At 33.6% G+C, this 20,076-nt stretch carries 25 protein-coding genes; 11 read left to right on the forward strand and 14 right to left on the reverse strand.

The window, feature by feature from the left end; genetic code table 11:
- The 3 genes from AC9UFV_RS04970 to AC9UFV_RS04980 form a co-directional block, all read left to right on the forward strand.
- Window positions 1–3,138: PKD-like domain-containing protein (locus AC9UFV_RS04970; protein ID WP_509573411.1), on the forward strand; the 3,138-nt coding region annotated here is incomplete at its 5' end.
- 127 nt (window positions 3,139–3,265) lie between these two features.
- Window positions 3,266–5,245 (forward strand): endonuclease, encoded by a 1,980-nt coding sequence (locus tag AC9UFV_RS04975; RefSeq protein ID WP_509573413.1) that lies wholly within the window; start codon window positions 3,266–3,268, stop codon window positions 5,243–5,245.
- A gap of 27 nt (window positions 5,246–5,272) precedes the next feature.
- Window positions 5,273–5,818 (forward strand): hypothetical protein, encoded by a 546-nt coding sequence (locus AC9UFV_RS04980; protein ID WP_509573415.1) that lies wholly within the window; start codon window positions 5,273–5,275, stop codon window positions 5,816–5,818.
- 230 nt (window positions 5,819–6,048) lie between these two features.
- Here the strand turns inward: AC9UFV_RS04980 and AC9UFV_RS04985 are convergent, their stop codons facing one another.
- Window positions 6,049–6,348, reverse strand: a complete 300-nt coding sequence (locus tag AC9UFV_RS04985) for a type II toxin-antitoxin system RelE/ParE family toxin (RefSeq protein WP_396138726.1) — start codon at window positions 6,346–6,348, stop codon at window positions 6,049–6,051.
- Window positions 6,348–6,593 (reverse strand): type II toxin-antitoxin system ParD family antitoxin, encoded by a 246-nt coding sequence (locus AC9UFV_RS04990; protein ID WP_396138725.1) that lies wholly within the window; start codon window positions 6,591–6,593, stop codon window positions 6,348–6,350. The genes AC9UFV_RS04985 and AC9UFV_RS04990 overlap by 1 nt, the downstream gene beginning before the upstream one ends.
- 31 nt (window positions 6,594–6,624) lie before the next feature.
- Between AC9UFV_RS04990 and AC9UFV_RS04995 the strand changes: the two genes are divergently transcribed.
- Complete coding sequence (locus tag AC9UFV_RS04995) at window positions 6,625–6,750, forward strand: hypothetical protein (RefSeq protein ID WP_509573418.1); 126 nt, start codon at window positions 6,625–6,627, stop codon at window positions 6,748–6,750.
- Between the two features lie 74 nt (window positions 6,751–6,824).
- Here the strand turns inward: AC9UFV_RS04995 and AC9UFV_RS05000 are convergent, their stop codons facing one another.
- The 5 genes from AC9UFV_RS05000 to AC9UFV_RS05020 form a co-directional block, all read right to left on the reverse strand.
- A complete protein-coding gene (locus tag AC9UFV_RS05000) occupies window positions 6,825–7,343 on the reverse strand; it encodes a hypothetical protein (RefSeq protein WP_509573420.1) in 519 nt (172 codons plus the stop codon).
- Window positions 7,344–7,689: 346 nt separating this feature from the next.
- Window positions 7,690–8,559 (reverse strand): hypothetical protein, encoded by an 870-nt coding sequence (locus AC9UFV_RS05005; protein WP_509573422.1) that lies wholly within the window; start codon window positions 8,557–8,559, stop codon window positions 7,690–7,692.
- 171 nt (window positions 8,560–8,730) lie between these two features.
- On the reverse strand, window positions 8,731–9,303 hold the full coding sequence (locus AC9UFV_RS05010; RefSeq protein ID WP_509573424.1) for a PhnA domain-containing protein: 573 nt from the start codon (window positions 9,301–9,303) through the stop codon (window positions 8,731–8,733).
- Between the two features lie 68 nt (window positions 9,304–9,371).
- On the reverse strand, window positions 9,372–9,830 hold the full coding sequence (coaD, locus tag AC9UFV_RS05015) for a pantetheine-phosphate adenylyltransferase (protein WP_509573425.1): 459 nt from the start codon (window positions 9,828–9,830) through the stop codon (window positions 9,372–9,374).
- Between the two features lie 71 nt (window positions 9,831–9,901).
- Entirely contained in the window at window positions 9,902–10,873 is a 972-nt protein-coding gene (locus AC9UFV_RS05020) for a D-alanine--D-alanine ligase (RefSeq protein ID WP_509573427.1), read from the reverse strand.
- A gap of 183 nt (window positions 10,874–11,056) precedes the next feature.
- Here AC9UFV_RS05020 and AC9UFV_RS05025 point away from each other — a divergent pair, with 183 nt between their 5' ends.
- Together AC9UFV_RS05025 and AC9UFV_RS05030 are read left to right on the forward strand one after the other, a co-directional pair.
- A complete protein-coding gene (locus AC9UFV_RS05025; RefSeq protein WP_509573429.1) occupies window positions 11,057–11,659 on the forward strand; it encodes a PASTA domain-containing protein in 603 nt (200 codons plus the stop codon).
- Window positions 11,649–12,692, forward strand: a complete 1,044-nt coding sequence (locus AC9UFV_RS05030; protein ID WP_509573431.1) for an RluA family pseudouridine synthase — start codon at window positions 11,649–11,651, stop codon at window positions 12,690–12,692. The genes AC9UFV_RS05025 and AC9UFV_RS05030 overlap by 11 nt, the downstream gene beginning before the upstream one ends.
- Before the next feature lie 33 nt (window positions 12,693–12,725).
- Here the strand turns inward: AC9UFV_RS05030 and AC9UFV_RS05035 are convergent, their stop codons facing one another.
- Window positions 12,726–13,292: an autotransporter outer membrane beta-barrel domain-containing protein gene (locus AC9UFV_RS05035; protein ID WP_509573433.1), complete on the reverse strand. Its 567-nt coding sequence runs from the start codon at window positions 13,290–13,292 to the stop codon at window positions 12,726–12,728.
- Window positions 13,293–13,417: 125 nt separating this feature from the next.
- Here AC9UFV_RS05035 and yaaA point away from each other — a divergent pair, with 125 nt between their 5' ends.
- Window positions 13,418–14,176 carry a peroxide stress protein YaaA gene (gene yaaA, locus AC9UFV_RS05040; RefSeq protein ID WP_509573436.1) on the forward strand — a complete coding sequence of 253 codons (759 nt, stop codon included), beginning with the start codon at window positions 13,418–13,420 and terminating at the stop codon, window positions 14,174–14,176.
- A gap of 155 nt (window positions 14,177–14,331) precedes the next feature.
- Here yaaA and AC9UFV_RS05045 read toward each other — a convergent pair whose 3' ends face one another.
- From AC9UFV_RS05045 to AC9UFV_RS05060, 4 genes are all read right to left on the reverse strand, one after another.
- Complete coding sequence (locus AC9UFV_RS05045) at window positions 14,332–14,901, reverse strand: anthranilate synthase component II (protein ID WP_509573439.1); 570 nt, start codon at window positions 14,899–14,901, stop codon at window positions 14,332–14,334.
- 122 nt (window positions 14,902–15,023) lie between these two features.
- Complete coding sequence (locus AC9UFV_RS05050) at window positions 15,024–15,587, reverse strand: YceI family protein (RefSeq protein ID WP_509573442.1); 564 nt, start codon at window positions 15,585–15,587, stop codon at window positions 15,024–15,026.
- A 26-nt stretch (window positions 15,588–15,613) separates the two neighbouring features.
- On the reverse strand, window positions 15,614–16,246 hold the full coding sequence (locus AC9UFV_RS05055) for an NAD(P)H-dependent oxidoreductase (RefSeq protein WP_509573445.1): 633 nt from the start codon (window positions 16,244–16,246) through the stop codon (window positions 15,614–15,616).
- 20 nt (window positions 16,247–16,266) lie between these two features.
- Window positions 16,267–16,722 carry a MarR family winged helix-turn-helix transcriptional regulator gene (locus tag AC9UFV_RS05060; RefSeq protein WP_509573524.1) on the reverse strand — a complete coding sequence of 152 codons (456 nt, stop codon included), beginning with the start codon at window positions 16,720–16,722 and terminating at the stop codon, window positions 16,267–16,269.
- A 186-nt stretch (window positions 16,723–16,908) separates the two neighbouring features.
- Between AC9UFV_RS05060 and AC9UFV_RS05065 the strand changes: the two genes are divergently transcribed.
- Both AC9UFV_RS05065 and rocD read left to right on the forward strand, forming a co-directional pair.
- Complete coding sequence (locus AC9UFV_RS05065) at window positions 16,909–17,214, forward strand: rhodanese-like domain-containing protein (RefSeq protein ID WP_509573448.1); 306 nt, start codon at window positions 16,909–16,911, stop codon at window positions 17,212–17,214.
- 78 nt (window positions 17,215–17,292) lie between these two features.
- The gene (rocD, locus tag AC9UFV_RS05070; protein ID WP_509573451.1) at window positions 17,293–18,573 is read left to right on the forward strand and encodes an ornithine--oxo-acid transaminase; all 1,281 of its coding nucleotides are present in this window, start codon (window positions 17,293–17,295) and stop codon (window positions 18,571–18,573) included.
- 38 nt (window positions 18,574–18,611) lie between these two features.
- On the opposite strand, the gene AC9UFV_RS05075 is transcribed toward rocD, so the two are convergent.
- Window positions 18,612–18,950: a CCC motif membrane protein gene (locus AC9UFV_RS05075; RefSeq protein WP_509573454.1), complete on the reverse strand. Its 339-nt coding sequence runs from the start codon at window positions 18,948–18,950 to the stop codon at window positions 18,612–18,614.
- A gap of 11 nt (window positions 18,951–18,961) precedes the next feature.
- A complete protein-coding gene (locus AC9UFV_RS05080; RefSeq protein WP_509573526.1) occupies window positions 18,962–19,228 on the reverse strand; it encodes a DUF2752 domain-containing protein in 267 nt (88 codons plus the stop codon).
- 119 nt (window positions 19,229–19,347) lie between these two features.
- Here AC9UFV_RS05080 and AC9UFV_RS05085 point away from each other — a divergent pair, with 119 nt between their 5' ends.
- Together AC9UFV_RS05085 and AC9UFV_RS05090 are read left to right on the forward strand one after the other, a co-directional pair.
- Window positions 19,348–19,530 (forward strand): hypothetical protein, encoded by a 183-nt coding sequence (locus AC9UFV_RS05085; protein WP_509573456.1) that lies wholly within the window; start codon window positions 19,348–19,350, stop codon window positions 19,528–19,530.
- Window positions 19,523–20,074 carry a DUF8465 domain-containing protein gene (locus tag AC9UFV_RS05090; protein ID WP_509573459.1) on the forward strand — a complete coding sequence of 184 codons (552 nt, stop codon included), beginning with the start codon at window positions 19,523–19,525 and terminating at the stop codon, window positions 20,072–20,074. Before AC9UFV_RS05085 ends, AC9UFV_RS05090 begins: the two co-directional genes overlap by 8 nt.
- The last annotated feature ends 2 nt before the right edge of the window (window positions 20,075–20,076 follow it).

Consider the following 20,076-nt stretch of genomic DNA (forward strand, 5'->3'; position numbering starts at 1 on the left):
ATAACGGCATTACCAACAGCTGCTATATCTTACGCAGGAACCCCATTCTGTACTACCTTAACTACCGGTCAAGCGGTTACTTTAACAGGAACAGCAGGCTACACTGGAGGGGTTTATAGTGGAACAGTAGGATTGACTATTGATGCTACTACTGGAGCTGTAACACCAAGTACAAGCACCCCAGGAAACCACACTATTACTTATACAATAGTTGCCGCTGCAGGATGTGCTCAGGTTGTAGCTACTGCAAATATTATTATTACAAAAGCACCAACAGCTACTATATCATACGCTGGAACCCCATTCTGTACAAGCTTAACAACAGGACAGGCGGTTACATTAACAGGAACGGATGCATATACAGGAGGAGCCTACAGCTCAACTGCTGGTTTATCAGTTGATGCTACCACAGGAGCGATCACACCAAGTACAAGTACTGCAGGAAACTATGTAGTAACTTACACAGCACCAGCAAGTGCAGGTTGTGCTTCAGTACCAACAACCACTAATGTGGTTATAACGGCATTACCAACAGCTGCTATATCTTACGCAGGAACCCCATTCTGTACTACCTTAACTACCGGTCAAGCGGTTACTTTAACAGGAACAGCAGGCTACACTGGAGGGGTTTATAGTGGAACAGCAGGATTGACTATTGATGCTACTACTGGAGCTGTAACACCAAGTACAAGCACCCCAGGAAACCACACTATTACTTATACAATAGCTGCCGCTGCAGGATGTACACAGGTTGTAGCTACAGCAAATATTATTATTAACCCAATTCCTGTTGCAACAGCTACACCATCTGCAGTTACAATTTGTTCATTGGATACAACTAATATTGCAATAAGTAGCAACGCAATTGGAGCTACCTATGTATGGACTTCAACAGTAACAAATGCATCAGGAGCTTCATCAGCATCTGGAACTAGAATTGCTGACGCTTTGACAGTAACAGGCAATACACCTGGAATAGTGGTCTATACAATTACTCCAACTGGAAGCGGATGTACTGGATTACCAATAACTGCAACTGTAACCGTTAATCCATTACCAACTGCAACAATATCTGGTAATGCTAGAATATGTTATAATACTTCAAGTACTATTAGTTTTTCAGGAACTCCAAATGCAACAGTTACTTATACTGTTAATGGAGGTGCAAATCAAACTACAATTCTTGATAATGTTGGACAGGGGATAGTTTCTACAGGTAATTTAACAGCAACAACGACTTATCAATTGGTTAGTGTTCGATCTGCAGGTATTCCATCTTGTAGTCAATCGCAATCAGGTTCAGTAGTAGTAGCTGTGATTCCTGTTCCATTGGTTAATACAGTTGTTTCTTCACCAACAATTTGTTCTGGTCAACCAACAGGTATTTCTCTATCAAGCAATGTAGCTTCAGCAACTTATAATTGGACTATAACTCAATCAGGTGTTATTGGAGCAACTGCAGGAAACGGATCGATTATTTCTCAAATTCTAACAGCTACGGGAGTAGTTCCAGGAACTGTTACTTATTCTGTAATGGCAAATGAAGGAGTATGTCAAGGGCCTGCTACACCAATAACAATAACTGTAAATCCTATTCCATTAGTGATTCCATCAACTATATTACAATCGGTTTGTTCAGGGAGTGTTTCACCAATTCAATTGACAAGTAATGTTACTGGAACAACATTCAATTGGAACGTAGTTCAAACAAATGTAACTGGTGCAAGCAATGGTTCTGGAAATATAATTTCACAAGTTTTAACATCAACAAGTAACAATGTTGGTGGAGCAATATATTCAATAACACCAACTGTTGGAGGATGTCCGGGATTACCAATGTTAGTAACCGTTAGAGTTAACCCAATTCCAGTTGCAACGGCTAATACTGCTCTTACTACTATTTGTTCTTCGTCTACAACCAACATAGCATTAACAAGTTCGGTTGCGGGTACTACTTTCTCATGGACAGTAATACAATCAGGAATATTTGGTGCTTCTTCAGGTACTGGTAATACAATTGCTCAAACATTAACCACAGTTGGAACTTCTCCTGGATCTGTGATTTATACGATCACTCCATCAATTAATGGATGTTCGGGGTTACCAATAACTGTTACGGTCATAGTTAATCCAACGCCAGAAGTTTTTGGATCTTCAACATCAACGATATGTAGTGGAGAAACTCCAAATATAACATTGTTCCCTAGTATTGCTGCTACTACATTTGCATGGACAGTAAATGCTTTAAATGTTTCAGGAGCACAAGCTGGTACTGGAGTTGTAATTAATGATGTATTGACAGCATCACCAAATTTAGGAACTGCAATTTATACGGTGACTCCAACTGCCAATGGTTGTTCAGGAATTCCTTTAAATATTACAGTAAATGTTAACCCAGCACCAGCACCTCAAATAAATGATGGGGTAATTTGTGTGAATCAAGCTACCGGAGTGTCCTATAAAAATTATATTTTAGATACTAATTTAAGTAATGCTACCTATGATTTTGCTTGGTATTTCAATGGTGTTGTGATAAATGGAGCAGTAAATAATAGCTATGAAGCATCACAAGCTGGAACCTATTCAGTTGTTGTAACAAATACTGCTACAGGTTGTAAATCGGCAGTAACTCAAGCTAATGTTACAGCATCGTTCCCGGGAACAGTTATTAGCACAACAGAAACATTAGCATTTAGCGATAATGCTACAATTACTGTTGATGTTACTGGAGGAAATGCTACATTTTTATATTCGTTAGATAATGGTCCAACACAATCATCAAATGTATTTACAGATGTGTCTCCAGGTTCACATGTTGTCACTGTAACAGATGCAAATGGATGTACCAATTTAACCAAATTAGTATCAATTATTGGATATCCAACTTATTTTACTCCAAATGGTGATGGATACCACGAGACATGGAATATTATAGGTTTAGGAGATACTGCAAAAGTATACATCTTCGATAGATATGGTAAATTAATTAAACAAATAAGTCCTACAGGTGAGGGTTGGGATGGAACCTATAATGGCGAACCATTAATGTCAACAGATTACTGGTTTACTGTTGATTATTCAGAACCTCAAACAGGTGAGAGGAGAGCATTCCGTTCGCACTTCTCATTGAAAAGATAAAAGATTAAAACTATTTTTTATGAAAAGAGCTCTCACCTGAGAGCTCTTTTTTATTTAAATAAAAAAAAATAAACTTAAATAGCATTAAAGAAATTTATAAGTACCTTTGAGTACTAAAATTTCCAAAATGCGCAATAAAATTCTTTTTTTTGTTACACTACTATGGTGTATTTTTTCAAATGCACAAATAGTAATTAATGAAATAGATCCTGATACCAACTCAACGGATGTAAAGGAATTTATTGAATTAAAGTCAACTGTCCCCAATTTTCCTTTAGATGGATATGTTGTTGTTTTTTTTAATGCGGGAAGCAGTAGTCCTTATTCAGGAATTTCTAGTTATTATGCTATCGATTTAGATGGTTTGGTTACTGATGGAAATGGAATAATATTACTCGGTAATGCACAGGTAACCCCTTCAGCTTCGTTTATTATCCCACAAAATACAATTCAAAATGGCCCAGATGCCGTAGCCATATATTTAGGAAATGCATCCGATTTTCCGTTAAGTACTCCTGCAATCGCAACTAATCTAATAGATGCATTGACCTATAGTAATAGCGGCTCGACTGCTGCTTCAACCCTAATGTCAATATTTGGAGAAATTGTTTCTTATAATGAGAATAGTAATGGTTTGGCCTCAACTCAGTCTATCCAGCGTAAAACAGATGGAACCTACGAAGTTAAATTACCAACCCCAAGAGCAAATAATGATGGAACCGGAATAATTTATAATGGAATTGCGATATCATTTGCTTCAAATTCAATTACTGAAGGTCAAAACTATACAATAACGTTTACCACGGACACACCTGTTTTAAGTACATTAAATTTGACAATGACTTTGAGTAACGGAAGTTTTAATTCAAATGATTTTTCAGGTAATTTGAATGTTTCAATCCCTGTTGGATCAAATTCTATATCAACTACAATTCAGATTTTAAATGATGGAAATAATGAAGGTGACGAAAATATGAAAATTTCTATCGGTGCTGTTCCAAGTGAATATATTTTATTAAACAATAATATTTCCATTAGAGTAAACGATATTAATTTTGTTGTCCAACCATGGGGAACACCAGTTCGTCCAACCTATGGATTGTGTCCTAGAGCTATTCCAGCAGGTTATTATAGTACATTGGAAGGTAAGTCGGGAAATAATTTGCGCCAAGCAATTCAAGACATTATTGCAAATCCTAATAGTGTTCGAGTTCAAAATTATGGTGATGCATATGCCGTACTTAGAGATGCCGATCAAAATCCAGAAAATAGCGGTCAAGTATGGATGATTTATGACGAACAACCGATTTCTAAAATTGATTATCAAACCGATAATAGTATAATTGGCAAATGGAATAGAGAACATATTTATTGCCAATCAAGACTTGGAATTCCATCAGCTTTTGTTCCAAATAGCATTCCTGACGGTATAAATAATTGGCGTTTAACCACTGGAAGTTCTGATATTGAAGCGAGTCACGACGATACGCATCATCTTCGCGCGGTTGGTGGTCAAGAAAATAGTACCAGAAATAATAGAAATTACGGTGTTGATTATAACGGACCATCAGGGAATATAGGAAGTTGGAGAGGGGATGTTGCCCGTGCGATTTTTTATATGGCAATACGATACACTAGTTTGAATGTCGTTAATGGTGATCCTGCAAGTTCGCCAACAGGTCAAATAGGAGATTTAGCAACATTATTGGCATGGAATACTCTAGATCCTGCTGACGATTTTGAAATGAATAGAAACAATGTAATTTACAATTGGCAAATGAATAGAAATCCTTTTATTGATTACCCTGCATTGGTTAATTATGTATTTGGAAATTTAACGAATTCCACCTGGAACGCGGCACTTTCAACAACCGATTTCGCTCAAAAGTCGCCCAATATTTATCCCAATCCAGCTAAGAATCAAATTGTTATTGCTGGCTTAGATCAATTGAGTAATTTAGAAATTTATACTATTTCAGGTGCAAAAATTAGTAGTTATTTAGTTTCTAATGAATCGCAAGTAGATCTTAATTTGCCTTCTGGAATATACTTACTTAAAATCACTTCTCCTACGCTTTCAACTACTAAAAAGCTAATTATCAATTAATTTGTTTTCAATTTACTATATTTGAAAATGGACGATAAATTTCAATTACCAGCTGGGTTTTTTAAAAATACTTTTTGTGTTTTTAAAGAAATTTTACCGCCAAATTTTACCAATAAAAAGTTTGATTATATAAGTAAGTCGGGGAGTAGTTACTATTTTACAAAACAAGGAATGTTCCGACTTTCAAACCATTGGGGTCGTTTGGCAAATAGTAAATGGAGATTGGTTTCGTCAGATATTACCACCGATTCAAAATACAAATGGGGTTATGCTCCTTGGGAATCTTTTTACCCAGATAATTCAATTGATAAATTGTATTTTATTCAACCTGATTTCACGAATAATACGGTTAACTACCAACATAAAAATGCCCCTGAATTTGACCATAAAGCGATACTTCGAACAAGTTTTGAAACAGCAAAAAAGCTCAAGCAAATTCGCAACTTAATGAGCTTAACCTCCTGGGCTAAGTATTTCGATTATGATGATATCAACGAATTAAGAAAAAAAATCATTTTAGAATTGGTTTATACAGAGAAATCACTTGAAGAAATAAAACGAGAGTTTCAATAAAATATAGAATATTGTGAGCAGAAATACTGAAAAAAATATAAAAAAGCACAACGATAAATTGCATAAAGCAAAGGCTAAAGTGAAAAGTGCTTCGGTTGCCAGGAAAGAAATGTTAAAGAAAATAGTTCGGAAATTTAACTCGGAAAGTAATTTGTAAGAAACTCGCGCCAGAGCGAAGCGAACGAACGAAATAATTGATATAAACTGCTGTTAGCGGTTCGGTTTTCTGTTTATTCGCTTATTCTATTTTTTATATCCATTCTTTCGTGTAAAATTCTAACAACTTCCATTTCTGTATTTTCAGTTTTCTTGTAAAACAATAAATGTGATTTCACTTTTGAATATTTATAATCTTTTCTAACGTTTCCAAAATCTTTTGTTGTTCCAAAATTTTCCGAAACATATTCTATTTCATCAACAATTAAATTGTAATATCTGTTTGCTTGTTCAACAGACCAATTTTCTGCCGTATAAATCCAAATATTATTTAAATCTTCAAGAGCTTTTTCACTGATAATATATTCTGCCATTATTTTTGGAAGTTTTTATTCAGCATTGCTAAATTTTCATTTCTGTTGAAATCTTTTATTTTTTTGCTTTTCTCTCCAATTTCTAATTCGCTGATTAAAGATTTTTTTTGAATTTCTTCTTCTTCAAAATGTCGCAATGCAGTTCTAACAACTTCACTTACAGAACTATATTTTCCTGTTGCGATTTGTCCGTTTATAAAATTCTCATAATATTCTCCAATTAATATTGATGTATTTCGTGCCATAATTTAAAGTTTATAGCAAATATACCAATTTATGGTATTCGAACAAAAAATTTCTATTTTATTTATGTTTTTCTGTGCGCCGCGACAAAGTGACGCCTACGTTCCGCCGCTTCATGAAGTGGCGAACTTCGTAACGGCATATTTTCCACTAAGATAAAAATTCTTGCAAAAGAAAAATGTGAATTTTGCAAATTTTTCGCCATTTCTTGAAACGGCTGTTAGCGGATGTTTTTATTTTTTAAAGTAAATATTCTTTAAAAATTCGATTTTTTCGGTTCTGCTTTTCGGCTTTTTTTTATTATTGTCAGACAAACTTATTCCAATTAATTTATCATTTCTTATTCCGCTAAAAATAAAATTTTCAGTATTTTTATCAATAACTTTTAACCTCCAAATTATATATTTTTCTTGTTCGTTTGTTTCAATTTTTTCTATTTCTATATTTTGGTCATCTTTTCCCCAAAATTCGGTTTCCCAGATATAAAATTTATTTAAAAATTCAAATTCGGAAAATTCTTTGTTGTAAAATTCAAAATTTTCTGTTTTTCTTACATTTATAAGCAAAGTAAGTTTTAACTTCTCATTTGCAAAACCCCATTGTGCAGAATTTTCAATTTTCCCAATATGTTTCCATTTTCCTGGTAACTCAAATAATTCGTTATTAATTAAAAACGGTGATTTAGATTGTCCAAAAGATAAATTTGAAATTGTAAATATTGCAAAGACTATTTTTAAAAGTTTAAATTTCATAACGTTATACTCAATGTTTCAATTTCGATTTTTTTATATTTCCTTCTGTGCAGTTTTTGGTCCAAACTGACGGCTAACGGTATGCAGCTACAAGAAGTTGCGTACTTCAATCACTGTCAATTACAAATATAGACAAAACTTTGATTCAACAATTACCAATTCTGATAAATCCCATTCCTAGCAATTTCTTGTAACTGCTGTTGTGCGTTCGTTCTTCATATTCTGTATGGCAAAATTAGCTGTTTAAATCCAACCTGTTTATTCTTAAGTTCATAAAAACACACATTCTAAAATTGTAATATTAATTTTATTGCTGTCAATTTTAATTTCATTCAACTTTTATTACCTATTTTCTTTCCCAAGTGGGAATCAATCCACGTAACCCCATATCTACAACATTTTCTCCTGAATTTGCATCTACATCCCATTTGCCGTTTCCGTTCACATCTATCCATTCAAAGCTTTTGTTAATAGATAAATTCATTGTTATTTCAATGTTTTTGGTTTCATTATTATTGATAATCAAATTATTAGCAAATTTCCCTGTTACTACACACGAACCTGCGGGTATGGGTGAGGTAGCAAATAATGGATTAGGAACAGTTGTCGCTCCTTCTGGGATTTGCCCTGTTTGAACACCTGAAATAGATTCAAAACCCCAATATCCTTGTTTTTTATTAGTATTTACGGTTACATTTTGATTTTTTACTTTATAAGTGGTGATATAATTATTAAATCCTACAAAACTTGCAATTGTGCCAGTATAAGGAAGGTTATTATAATAAAATTGAACATCATAATTTTGGTAGGATAAAGATAAACGAACCCATTCATATTCGCCAACTGCAATGTTTTTTAAAGGAATTTCAAGATAAACTTCATTAGATTTTTTAACGATAGATTTTGAAAAATCAATTGCATTTTCGCCTCCTAATGTCGTTTCTGGTGCATGATATACTATTGTTCCACTTCCTAAAAGGGTATATGGTCCTTGTGCTAATTCTAAATAATGAGCAGAAATTCCGTTAAATATTGGGTTTTGTCCAGCATTTCCTAATGGTAAAGATACAGGACTACCATTATTCCCTAATCTTTCTTGATTTTCGTTTAACACTAATTTTACTATTAACTTTGGCTCTGTAAATTGAATATCGTCATCCTTTGAACAAGATGAAAGAATAAATAAAGTTGATAATACAATAATTAAATTTTTCATTTTTTAGTATTTTAATTGTTTTGATAAATTATTTTAATTTAGTGTAGTTTTTGTAGAATGACGCACAACGTTCTGCCGCTTCACGCAGTTGCGAAGTACGGAACCGATTATTTTCTGTTAAAGATAAAATTTCTTACGAAAAGTAATTCACATCTTTCAATCATTGAATTCTTATATCTTCTTCACATATTGTGTGATAATCACAATCGTTTGTCCGTCTACACGGCCTTCTATATATTCGGCATTTTCGTGGTCCAAACGGATATTTCTCACTGAGGTGCCTTGTTTAGCAACCATGCTCGAACCTTTAACTTTCAAATCTTTGATTAACACTACCGAATCTCCGGTAGCCAAAATAACTCCATTCACATCTCGGTGAACTATTTTATTTTCGTCGTCTTCACCTTCGCCGGTTGCTTGTGCCCAGGCCAACGTGTCGTCGTCAAGATACATCATATCCAATAATTCTTTTGGCCAACCCGCTGCACGCAAACGGCTTAACATTCTCCAAGCCACCACTTTAACAGCTACATTTTCGTTCCACATGCTGTCGTTCAAACAACGCCAATGGTTTAAATCTTCGTTTCCTGGGTTTTCAATTTGGTCAATACACGTTTTGCACGCCAATATATTTTCGTCCAATCCGCCTTTTTTGGTGGGTAACACCGTGAATACTTTTAAGTTTTCTGTTGCTGCACACAATTCACATTTTGATTCACTGCGTTTGTTTAATGCTCTTTCCATAAATTAATTTTAGGCTGCGAATGTACAGTTATTATAATGCTTCCGCAAATAGTAATTCGATTCTAGTTTTACTCTTTTACTCGAACTGCGTCTGGAACAAGTTTCTCATATTCGCCGCCATTTCGTATCACGTCCCGAACAATGCTGGAACTGATATAGGATGTTTTCGCTGCCGTTAATAAAAATACAGTTTCTATTTTGGAGAGTTTCCTGTTGGTGTGGGCAATGGCTTTTTCAAATTCAAAGTCGGCTGGGTTTCTCAAGCCACGAAGAATATAGTTGGCCTTGATTTTTGAACATAAATCGATGGTCAAACCTTCATAAGTGATCACCGAAACTTTAGGTTCGTTTTTAAAAGTTTCCTCAATAAATTTCTTGCGTTCTGCCAACGAAAACATGTATTTTTTTTCAGCATTCACCCCAATAGCGATCACAATTTCATGAAACAATGGAATGGCTCTTTTTATAATGTCTTCGTGTCCTAAAGTTAAAGGGTCAAATGATCCCGGAAAAACGGCTTTTTTCATAAGTTTTAAATTGATTCAAACATTTAAAGATTCAAATATTAATATATTAAAGAATGAAATTAAGATTTTAATTAGCTTAACGCCAATTCAATTGCGTTGGTGAATAAATCTTCCAATGAAATTCCAGCTGCTTTGGCTTGTTGTGGAATTAAACTTTCGGTGGTTAAACCAGGAATAGTATTCATTTCTAGCATATGTGGTTCTCCGTTTACAATAATGAATTCGCTTCTTGAGAAGCCTTTCATTTTTAAAACTTCGTAAGCTCGTTTGGCAATTTCTCCTGCTTTTTGGGTCATTTCATCAGAAATTCTTGCCGGTGTAATTTCCTGAGATTTTCCTAAATACTTGGCTTCATAATCGAAGAAGTCATTTTCGGAAACTATTTCGGTAATAGGTAAAACGGTAATTTTTCCTTGGTAATTGATCACTCCCACAGAAACTTCTGTTCCGTCAAGGAAACTTTCAATAATAATTTCGTTATCTTCTTTATAGGCTACTTCAATAGCAATAGGCAATTCGGAAGCCGTTTTTACTTTGGAAATCCCAAAGCTAGATCCCGATTTATTTGGTTTTACAAAACAAGGCAATCCTACTTTATTCACAATTTCGGTAGTGTCTATAAGATCTCCTTTATTAAGATAAAAGGAAGTTGCGGTTTTTATTCCGTAGGGTTTTAATACCGATAATAAATCACGCTTGTTGAAGGTAAGTGCTGCTTGGTAATAATCGCAAGAAGTTTGTGGTATTCCCAATAATTCGAAATAGGCTTGCATTAATCCGTCTTCTCCTGGAGTACCGTGAATGGCGTTGAATACGGCATCAAAGGTAATTTTTGTTCCATTTACGGTAGTCGAAAAATCGTTTTTATCAATTGGAAATTCGGCATCATTAGCATCAACATAAACCCATTTTTCTTTGAAAATATGAATGCGATAACCCTTAAATTTCGTTTGGTCTAAAAAGTTATACACTACGTTTCCACTCACTAACGAAATTTTGTATTCGCTAGAATAGCCTCCCATGATGATTGCAATATTCTTCATTTTTAATCTTTAATTTTTATAGTACTTCAAATGCCCTAGCCCTGACAGAAGGGAAAATCCCACGCTTTTTTGCGTGGATTGGAATGATGGCAGGAAATAGCTCCTAACAATTAACAAAAATATCATTTTTTTTCAAACGAATTACCTTTACAATTTTTATATCTTTGCAATAAATCGAAGATTATGAGTTTAAAAGATTATCTAAAGAGTAAAGTTTTTGCGGTTCAAGTTTTTGTAGCCTTATTAATCGTATTTGTTTTGGGCTATTTATTCATGCATTGGTTAACGTTTACAACAGATCATGGGAATGAAATTACCGTTCCTAATTTGGCTAAAATGACGGAAGAGCAAGTGGAAGAAACGGTTGATGATTTAGATTTGGACTATGTACTTTTAGACAGTGTCGATTTTAATCCTGCCTTTCCAAAGCACACTGTGGTGGAGCAAGATCCTTTGCCGGGTGCAAAAGTGAAGGTGAATAGAAAGATTTATATCAAAATAAATTCATCGGGGTTCAACATGGTTAGAATTCCGAATTTAATCCAAAAAACATATCGTCAGGCGGTTCCAACACTTAAATCATTGGGGCTTGAACCAGGAGAAATTACCTACAAACCAGATTTTGCAGAAGTGGTTTTAGAAATGCATTGTAACGGTAAGAAACTAAATCCTGGTGATAAAATCTTTAAGTCTTCCAAAATCGATTTGGTTATAGGTGATGGAAGTGGAGTGTTTGAAGAAGAAATTGACAGTATAAGTGCTGAAACCCCTCCAGATGAACAGTAACAACACCGACATTGAGGAAATAGAAGAGGAGTTATTTGAGCATTTTAGATTTGACGTTCCTAAAGGGCAATTGCTGTTGCGAATTGACAAATTTTTAATGAATTTGATTCCCAATGCCACTCGAAATAAAATTCAAAATGCGGCTTCTGCGGGCGATATTTATGTGAATGATATTCCGGTGAAATCCAATTACCGCGTGAAACCATTTGATGTGGTTCGGATCATGTTATCGCACCCACCTTTTGAAAATCGTGTCGATCCTGAGAATATTCCTCTAAATATTGTTTATGAAGACGAGGCTTTATTGCTAATTAATAAACCCGCAGATTTTGTTGTTCACCCTGGACATGGAAATTATACGGGTACTTTAGTGAATGCCTTAGCGTATCATTTTGAGAACTTGCCGATGAATTCTAGCGAACGCCCGGGACTAGTTCATCGAATTGACAAAGACACAACAGGTCTTCTTGTAATAGCCAAAACCGAAGCAGCAATGACACATTTGGCAAAGCAATTTGAAGCTAAAACTACTGAAAGAGAATACATTGCAATAGTTTGGGGAACGATAAAAGAAGATGAAGGTACCATTGAAGGAAATATAGCACGACACGTGAAAGACCGAATGCAAATGGCGGTTTTTGAAGATCCTACCATTGGAAAACCTGCGGTTACCCATTACAAGGTTTTGGAGCGTTTTGGGTATGTAACGTTAGTTTCTTGTATTTTAGAAACGGGACGTACACACCAAATTCGGGTGCACATGAAACACATTGGTCACCCACTTTTTAATGATGCTCGTTATGGTGGTGATTTAATTTTGAAGGGTACTACATTTACAAAATACAAGCAGTTTATCGACAATTGTTTTAAGATATTACCACGACAGGCTTTACACGCTAAAACACTTGGATTTGTTCATCCAACTACTGGCGAAATGATGCGTTTTGATACTGAGTTACCTCAAGACATGCAGGATTGTATTGAAAAGTGGAGAAACTACTCAAAGTCACACGAAGTGCTGGAAGAGGAATAATATATAAGGGGTTCAATTTGAACCCCTTTTTTATTAAAAACTATATCCTACTCTAATTCCAATTCTGGGTACTAGGCTAGAAAAAGACCGGTTGTCAACATTTTCAGTACCGCGCCATTCTATTTTCCAAAGGCAACCCATTGAAGGATCTATACTTAACTCTTTAGAAACTTGCCATTTGTAACCTAATTCTGGATTAAAAAAGGAAATGTATTTGTAGGTTCCTGAATAATTTTCTTCACTAAAACGGATGTAACCAAATTCCAAACTGTTTTGGTAATAAAAATCATTCCAACTTTCTTTCTTTAAATAGGTTCTAGAGCCTGAAGACAATACTATTCCTGTTCCATTATAATTTTCGCCACCGATATTTACAGTAGTTTTTCCATAGCCTAATTTTAATATTCTTGAATGGTTGTTACCAAAAAAATTTTTTAAAAGGTGTTTTTTTTCACTAGTTAATTCAAAGGCACTAGGTTCTGAATTACTAAATCCAAGACTTATTGTTCTTTTTTGTTCAATGTTTCGTGTAAGTTTAATTTTGTCTTGAGCAAAACTAAAACTACTAATTAAAAGTGCTAATACTACTATTTTTTTCATTTTTGATAAAATTGGTTTACAGTTACAAATGTACTGAAATTATATAATTATAGAAAAATACTATGGTAAAGAATTAGCAATCTTATTTTGTTATTTGTAATTTTGAGTTTCAATAATTGACTACTATGAAAATTGTAATATCTCCGGCTAAGTCCTTAAATTTCGAATCTGAATTACCAACTCAGACTTTTTCTGAAGCTTCTTTTTTAAAAGAGGCGCGACAAGTTCATAAAGAATTGAAGAAATTGAAACCTAAAGATTTATCTAAACTGATGGATATTTCGGATAAATTGGCAGAATTGAATTGGGAGCGCAACCAAAGTTGGAAAACCCCATTCACTCCTGATAATTCACGTCCTGCAATTTATGCATTTGATGGAGAAGTTTATTCAGGCGTTGATGCTTATTCGATTCCAGAGGGTAAAATGGAAGATTTACAAAGCCGATTATTCATCCTCTCCGGGTTGTATGGCTTATTGAAACCGCTGGATTTAATTCAGCCTTACCGATTGGAAATGGGAACTTCAATTGCTATTGGTGAATCCAAAAATTTATATGCATTTTGGAAAACAAAGATTACTAAAGCGTTAAATCAATCACTTTCAAAAGGAGAGTTTTTATTGAATTTAGCTAGTAATGAATATTTTTCAGCAGTTGATATTAAATCGCTTAAAGCAAATGTAATCACGCCAGAATTTAAGGATTACAAAGACGGAAAACTCACCATGATTAGTTTCTTTGCAAAGAAGGCTAGGGGATTAATGGTGCGTTATATTATAGATACCAATGCTCAATCTATTGAAGATATCAAAGGGTTTAACTATGAGGGTTACGCTTTTGATGCTAATTTATCGAGTGAAACAAAACTAGTTTTTACTAGGTAAAATTAAACCTCAAAAGAAACAAAGAATAAAAAAAGATCAAAGTAAGTTAAGACTCACTAAGTTTTAGTTCTAAATTTTTTCTATTGTGTCTATTGCTTTTTTCTTCTGCTTCTTTTGTGGTAAAATATTTTTTTTGTGGTGAAAAGTCATAGAATTTATAGTTTCAACCAATTTTCTAAAATCTGCTTTCCATTTGGAGTTAACAGACTTTCAGGATGAAATTGAACCCCGCGAACATCTAAATTCCGATGTCTTAAAGACATAATCTGATTGTTGGCATCAACAGAAGTAATTTCCAAAACATCAGGGAAATCAACTGGATTTACTACCCAAGAATGGTATCTTCCAACTTCAATCTCAGGTTCTAAATTTTGAAAAATAGGATCGTCTGGCGCAATTATTGAAATGGTGCTTGAAACACCATGATGTACTTTTTCTAAGTTGATTAAGCTTCCGCCAAATACTTCGGCAATAGCTTGTTGCCCTAAACAAATACCGAGAATGCTTTTTGTTTTCGCATAGGTTCTAACGACTTCAAGAAGTAATCCGGCTTCTTTTGGAACGCCTGGACCAGGGGAAAGTACGATTTTATCAAATTTTTGTAATTCATCAATATCAAATTCGTCGTTTCTAAATACAGTAACATCCGCATTTAGATCTTCAAAATAGTGAACCAAATTGTAGGTAAAACTATCGTAATTATCGATGATTATAATTTTTTTCATTTCTTTAGTATGCGAATTTCGGTAATTAAATTAGGCAATGCAATTTAGGATTTTTTAAATTATTAGACCTAAAAAAAAGCCCTAACATTTGCTAGGGCTTTAATTTTAATATTTTTATGAAATTAGAATTTTAAAGCTACAGATAATTCAAATTCATCATCAATTGCTCTATCTGCAATAGTATCAGCCAATGATTTAGAACCGTATTTAATTCCAAATTTAGTTCTATCGATGTTTAATTTTGCAGTAGCAGTATTTGCTGAAGCAACAAGTTCAAAATTCACTGAATTAGTCACTCCTTTAATAGTTAAATCAGCAGTTACTGAATAAACTCCAGCGCTTTTTTCACCAATAGATTTGAAAACTAAAGTTGCAGTTTGGAATTTCTCCGTACCGAAGAAATCTTCTGATTTCAAGTGACCGTCTAATTTTTCTTTACCTTGACCCGCTTTTAAATCAGTTGTTGTCATAGAAGTCATGTCAACAGTAAAGTTTCCACCAACTACTTTTTTTCCTTTGAAAATCAAGTTTCCTTCTTTAAGATTAACTGTTCCTTCATGTTGTCCTGTTACTTTTTTTCCTACCCAAGAGATAGTACTTTTAGCAGCGTCAACTTTTTTTGTTTGTGCATTTACAGTTCCAAAGGCTACTAATAATGCAATTGCGATTGTCTTTAAATTTTTCATTTTTTAAATTTGATTTTAGTTAATAATTATAGTGTGATAAATAAATCCTCGTTTGATTTTCTTACTTTTTTGTAATGTTGGGTAGCGTCCTCTTCATGACGGTAACCAATCGTTGCAATTACAGCTGCATTTAGGCTTAGTGCGTCCAATCCTAAAATTTCATTAACTTGTTTTGCATTAAATCCTTCCATCGGTGTTACGTCAATTTTCAATTCCGCTGCAGCATTAAGTAGATTCCCCAAAGCTAAGTAAGTTTGTTTTGCCGTCCAAATCGCTTTTTGTTCTACTGGGATTGGATTGATATTTCCTTTCATATAATCTCCGAATCCAGATAAAGATTCAACAGGAATACCTCTAGTTTCGCTAATATTTTTAATGTAGGTATCTATATCAGCATCAGTTACAGTGGTTTGATTTGCAAACACAATCACTTGTGAAGCATCTACAATTTGTGATTGCCCATAGGCAGCAGGAAGTAATTTTGCTCTTAGTTCTGGGTTTTCAATTATAAACACTTTGTAAAGTTGTAATCCATAGGATGAAGTACTTAGTCGGATCGCTTCTTTAAGTAAGTTTAAATCATCAGTCGAGATTTTTTTGGTAGCGTCGAATTTTTTCGTTGCGTAGCGCCAGTTTTGATTTTCAATGAAAGTACTCATAATTTTGTGTTTGTTATTTGTTATTTAGTCCTAATTTTTTCTAAAAGTTCATTTAATTTTTCCAATTCACTTGTGGTTAAATTGGCTACGAAATTATTTTCATAATCATTTACTTTAGGATCTAATTCTTTTAAAATAGCCAATCCTTTTTCAGTGATTAATACTTCGATTTTTCTTCTATTCTCTTTACAAACTTTTCTGGTTACCAATTCTTTTAAAAGCAATTTGTCTACTAATCGAGTGGTGTTGCTAGTTTTAGCAAGCATTCGTTCTTGAATCACACACATGTTTGCAGGATTTCCCTTTTGGCCTCTTAATATTCGTAATACATTGTATTGTTCGTTAGATAAATCATATGGTTTAAGCACCTCAATCAAACGTTCATTGATATTATTTTGAGTATAAATAATATTTAAAACCGCCTTTTGAGACAATCCTAATACTACATTTGATTTTACTACTTCTTCAATTTTCATATTTGTAACTACAAAATTTGTAGGTACAAATGTATAACAATTTGTTGTACTCAATTAAATTCTGTTGTTATTATTTTGTTAATTAATTTAAGGCTGAATTTATTTAATAAGTTCTAATTTTAAATGTGATGAATTATTAATATATTCGCTTTAAATTATTTTATAAATTACAATTAATTAATACCAATGAATTTAGAGCAAGATGTATGGAGAGATCAGCTAAAAGACGATGCAAATGCCGTTATTTTAGATGTTAGAACCGAAGACGAATTTAGCGAAGGAATAATTCCTGGAGCAATAAATATAGATATTTACAAAGGACAAGGATTTATATATGCAATCGAAGAGTTAGACAAATCGAAAAACTATTATGTATATTGTAGATCGGGAGGTAGAAGTGGTCAAGCATGTTCTATTATGAGTCAATTAGGGTTTGAAAATGCTTATAATTTATTGGGAGGAATAATGAATTGGGAGGGTGAAGTTGTTTAGACTTTTTAACTAATTTTAATCGGGATGATTTCTCTCCATAAGAAGGAATTGAGTTTTTAAAAATTTAAATATTTTGAAATGTCAGTTTTAGAAAAAATAAATACCGAGGGATTAATCGGATTAGAAAATGAATTTGGTGCGCACAATTACCACCCGCTTCCAGTGGTATTAAATAGAGGGGAAGGAGTTTATGTTTGGGATGTAGAAGGAAAGCGTTATTATGATTTTTTATCTGCTTATTCTGCTGTAAATCAAGGTCATTGTCATCCAAAAATTGTAGGAGCGTTAATCAATCAAGCTCAAAAACTTACTTTAACTTCGCGTGCATTTTACAACGACCAATTGGGTTTGTTTGAAGAATATATTACAAATTACTTTGGATTTGACAAGGTGTTACCAATGAATACAGGAGCTGAGGCTGTTGAAACGGCTTTAAAGCTTTGTAGAAAATGGGCTTATGAAGTTAAAGGAATTCAAGAACAAAAAGCTCAAATTATTGTTTGTGACGGAAATTTTCACGGAAGAACAACTACAATAATTTCTTTTTCAAATGATGAAAATGCAAGAAAGAATTTTGGTCCCTACACCGAAGGATTTATTAAAATACCTTACAACGACATTGATGCATTAGAAATCATACTTAAATCCTCAGATTCCATCGCGGGATTCTTGGTTGAACCAATTCAAGGTGAAGCCGGTGTTTATACTCCCTCAGACGATTATATGCTTAAAGCAAAAGAACTTTGTAATAAATACAATGTTTTGTTTATAGCAGATGAAATTCAAACTGGTATCGCAAGAACGGGATCGTTACTTGCAGTTTGTGGCAATTGTGCTTGCGAAAATAAATGTGAAAAACAAAGTACTTATGCTACTCCGGATATTCTGATTTTAGGAAAAGCGTTGTCAGGCGGAGCTTATCCAGTTTCGGCTGTTTTGGCAAATAATTCCATTATGAAGGTGATTAAGCCAGGCCAGCACGGATCTACTTTTGGTGGTAACCCAATTGCTGCTGCTGTTGCAGTTGCTGCTCTTAAAGTAGTTAATGAAGAACATTTAATTAAGAATGCCCGTGTTTTAGGAAAGCTGTTCAGAAGTAAATTAAATGAATATATTTCAACCTCAAATGTAGCGATATTGGTTCGTGGTCGCGGTTTGTTAAACGCAATAGTAATAAACGACACAGAAGAAAGCGATACCGCTTGGAATATCTGTATGGCTTTGCGTGACAACGGATTATTGGCTAAACCAACACATGGAAACATCATTCGTTTTGCACCACCTTTGGTAATTAACGAGGAACAATTATTAGATTGTGTGGACATTATAATCAAAACGCTAAAGCAATTTGATAGATAAATAAAAACCCTCTAACTAGAGGGTTTTTTATATAACAACTATTGTTCTTGTTCTTGTTGGTATTTTGCTTTCGCTTCTAAATTCTTTTGGAATTCTAATAATTTTTCTGGTCCAAGAGAATATAAATAAACAAACGCAAGTAAAGTCAATGCGCTTAGTACGATTCCTACAATTCCTAATATTCTACCAACATTCAAATTTTTATAATTCAAATACAATTCAGGACTTTCTTTATATAATTTCAAATCTTTGTTGGCCAAAACCACTGCAATAATACCTAAGGTTAAACCAATAAAGCCGTAACAACAGCAGGTTACAATTGATAAAATTCCTAAAACTAGAACTGCGGTTCCGTTGGGTAGATTTCTTTTTTCCATAGAAGTAATTATTAGATATTTGTTATTTTGTAAATATAGGAAATAATCATAATTATTGCATTAATTATCACTAATCCGATTATTATTTTTTGATAGTCTCGTTTCTTATTAACTACGTGTAACCCAATAAAAATAAAAAGTAGAATAGTAGTGTAAATAGCCGGAAATTGATAAAATGCTTTAGTAAACTCGCCATTAATTAAATAAAGCAGCGATCTTTGTGTGCCACAGCCAATGCAATCGACCCCAAAAAGCGATTTATTCATGCAAGGAAACATATATTTTTCTACATCCAATCCTTAGTAATTTTGAGCTGCAATTTAATAATATATTCAATATAGTTATTGCTTGTTATTATTTCAAAGTTACTTACTTTTGAATTATTAAATCAAATACTATGAAAAAAGTCTTACTTCCAATAATGATAATTGCAATAATTATTGCTTTTTATGAGCAAAGTTTGGAGAAAAAAAACGTCTATATTCAAGTGATTTCTATTGTAGTTTTTATGATTGGAATGATGAAATTAAGCGCCAAAGTACCAAGTAAAAATCAAGAAAAAGAAGAAGAGGATGTTTAGCATAGGAGACAAGGTTTCAGTACTAGATGACGATATTAATGGTGTTGTTATTTCTCTAAACAATAAGGAAATTACAATCGAAACTACCGATGGATTTACGATGACATTTTTTGTCAATGAATTAATTAAAGTAAACGATACCAGTATTTTAAGTAAAAATATAGGAAGTTTTAATTCAAGTAAAATAAAAATTGAAAAAGAAGAGCCAAAACCTCGAAGTTTTGTAAAAGTTAAGAAAAATAAGAACGAAATTCCTGCTCCAGAATTTGATTTACACATTGAAAAATTGGTTCCAAATTTCAGAGGAATGAGCAATTATGACATTCTCACATTACAAACAGATACGGCAAAAAGACACCTCGAATTTGCAATCAGAAATCGCATTCCAAAAATCGTTTTTATTCATGGAGTTGGGGAGGGTGTTTTGAAAGCAGAACTTGATTTTCTGTTGGGAAGATACGACCAAGTTTTTTTTCAAGAAGCCAATTATCAGAAATACGGTTTAGGAGCAACCGAAGTATTTATAAAGCAGAATGTAAAATAATC

It is taken from the genome of Flavobacterium sp., from assembly GCF_044349645.1.
In the GTDB taxonomy this organism is placed as follows: Bacteria; Bacteroidota; Bacteroidia; order Flavobacteriales; family Flavobacteriaceae; genus Flavobacterium.

Bases quoted from the DNA above. Each gene is read 5' to 3' on its own strand.
- AC9UFV_RS04975 (WP_509573413.1), top strand. From the start codon at position 3,266: ATGCGCAATAAAATTCTTTTTTTTGTTACACTACTATGGTGTATTTTT.
- AC9UFV_RS04980 (WP_509573415.1), top strand. From the start codon at position 5,273: ATGGACGATAAATTTCAATTACCAGCTGGGTTTTTTAAAAATACTTTT.
- AC9UFV_RS04985 (WP_396138726.1), bottom strand. From the start codon at position 6,348: ATGGCAGAATATATTATCAGTGAAAAAGCTCTTGAAGATTTAAATAAT.
- AC9UFV_RS04990 (WP_396138725.1), bottom strand. From the start codon at position 6,593: ATGGCACGAAATACATCAATATTAATTGGAGAATATTATGAGAATTTT.
- AC9UFV_RS04995 (WP_509573418.1), top strand. From the start codon at position 6,625: ATGGTATTCGAACAAAAAATTTCTATTTTATTTATGTTTTTCTGTGCG.
- AC9UFV_RS05000 (WP_509573420.1), bottom strand. From the start codon at position 7,343: ATGAAATTTAAACTTTTAAAAATAGTCTTTGCAATATTTACAATTTCA.
- AC9UFV_RS05005 (WP_509573422.1), bottom strand. From the start codon at position 8,559: ATGAAAAATTTAATTATTGTATTATCAACTTTATTTATTCTTTCATCT.
- AC9UFV_RS05010 (WP_509573424.1), bottom strand. From the start codon at position 9,303: ATGGAAAGAGCATTAAACAAACGCAGTGAATCAAAATGTGAATTGTGT.
- coaD (WP_509573425.1), bottom strand. From the start codon at position 9,830: ATGAAAAAAGCCGTTTTTCCGGGATCATTTGACCCTTTAACTTTAGGA.
- AC9UFV_RS05020 (WP_509573427.1), bottom strand. From the start codon at position 10,873: ATGAAGAATATTGCAATCATCATGGGAGGCTATTCTAGCGAATACAAA.
- AC9UFV_RS05025 (WP_509573429.1), top strand. From the start codon at position 11,057: ATGAGTTTAAAAGATTATCTAAAGAGTAAAGTTTTTGCGGTTCAAGTT.
- AC9UFV_RS05030 (WP_509573431.1), top strand. From the start codon at position 11,649: ATGAACAGTAACAACACCGACATTGAGGAAATAGAAGAGGAGTTATTT.
- AC9UFV_RS05035 (WP_509573433.1), bottom strand. From the start codon at position 13,292: ATGAAAAAAATAGTAGTATTAGCACTTTTAATTAGTAGTTTTAGTTTT.
- yaaA (WP_509573436.1), top strand. From the start codon at position 13,418: ATGAAAATTGTAATATCTCCGGCTAAGTCCTTAAATTTCGAATCTGAA.
- AC9UFV_RS05045 (WP_509573439.1), bottom strand. From the start codon at position 14,901: ATGAAAAAAATTATAATCATCGATAATTACGATAGTTTTACCTACAAT.
- AC9UFV_RS05050 (WP_509573442.1), bottom strand. From the start codon at position 15,587: ATGAAAAATTTAAAGACAATCGCAATTGCATTATTAGTAGCCTTTGGA.
- AC9UFV_RS05055 (WP_509573445.1), bottom strand. From the start codon at position 16,246: ATGAGTACTTTCATTGAAAATCAAAACTGGCGCTACGCAACGAAAAAA.
- AC9UFV_RS05060 (WP_509573524.1), bottom strand. From the start codon at position 16,722: ATGAAAATTGAAGAAGTAGTAAAATCAAATGTAGTATTAGGATTGTCT.
- AC9UFV_RS05065 (WP_509573448.1), top strand. From the start codon at position 16,909: ATGAATTTAGAGCAAGATGTATGGAGAGATCAGCTAAAAGACGATGCA.
- rocD (WP_509573451.1), top strand. From the start codon at position 17,293: ATGTCAGTTTTAGAAAAAATAAATACCGAGGGATTAATCGGATTAGAA.
- AC9UFV_RS05075 (WP_509573454.1), bottom strand. From the start codon at position 18,950: ATGGAAAAAAGAAATCTACCCAACGGAACCGCAGTTCTAGTTTTAGGA.
- AC9UFV_RS05080 (WP_509573526.1), bottom strand. From the start codon at position 19,228: ATGTTTCCTTGCATGAATAAATCGCTTTTTGGGGTCGATTGCATTGGC.
- AC9UFV_RS05085 (WP_509573456.1), top strand. From the start codon at position 19,348: ATGAAAAAAGTCTTACTTCCAATAATGATAATTGCAATAATTATTGCT.
- AC9UFV_RS05090 (WP_509573459.1), top strand. From the start codon at position 19,523: ATGTTTAGCATAGGAGACAAGGTTTCAGTACTAGATGACGATATTAAT.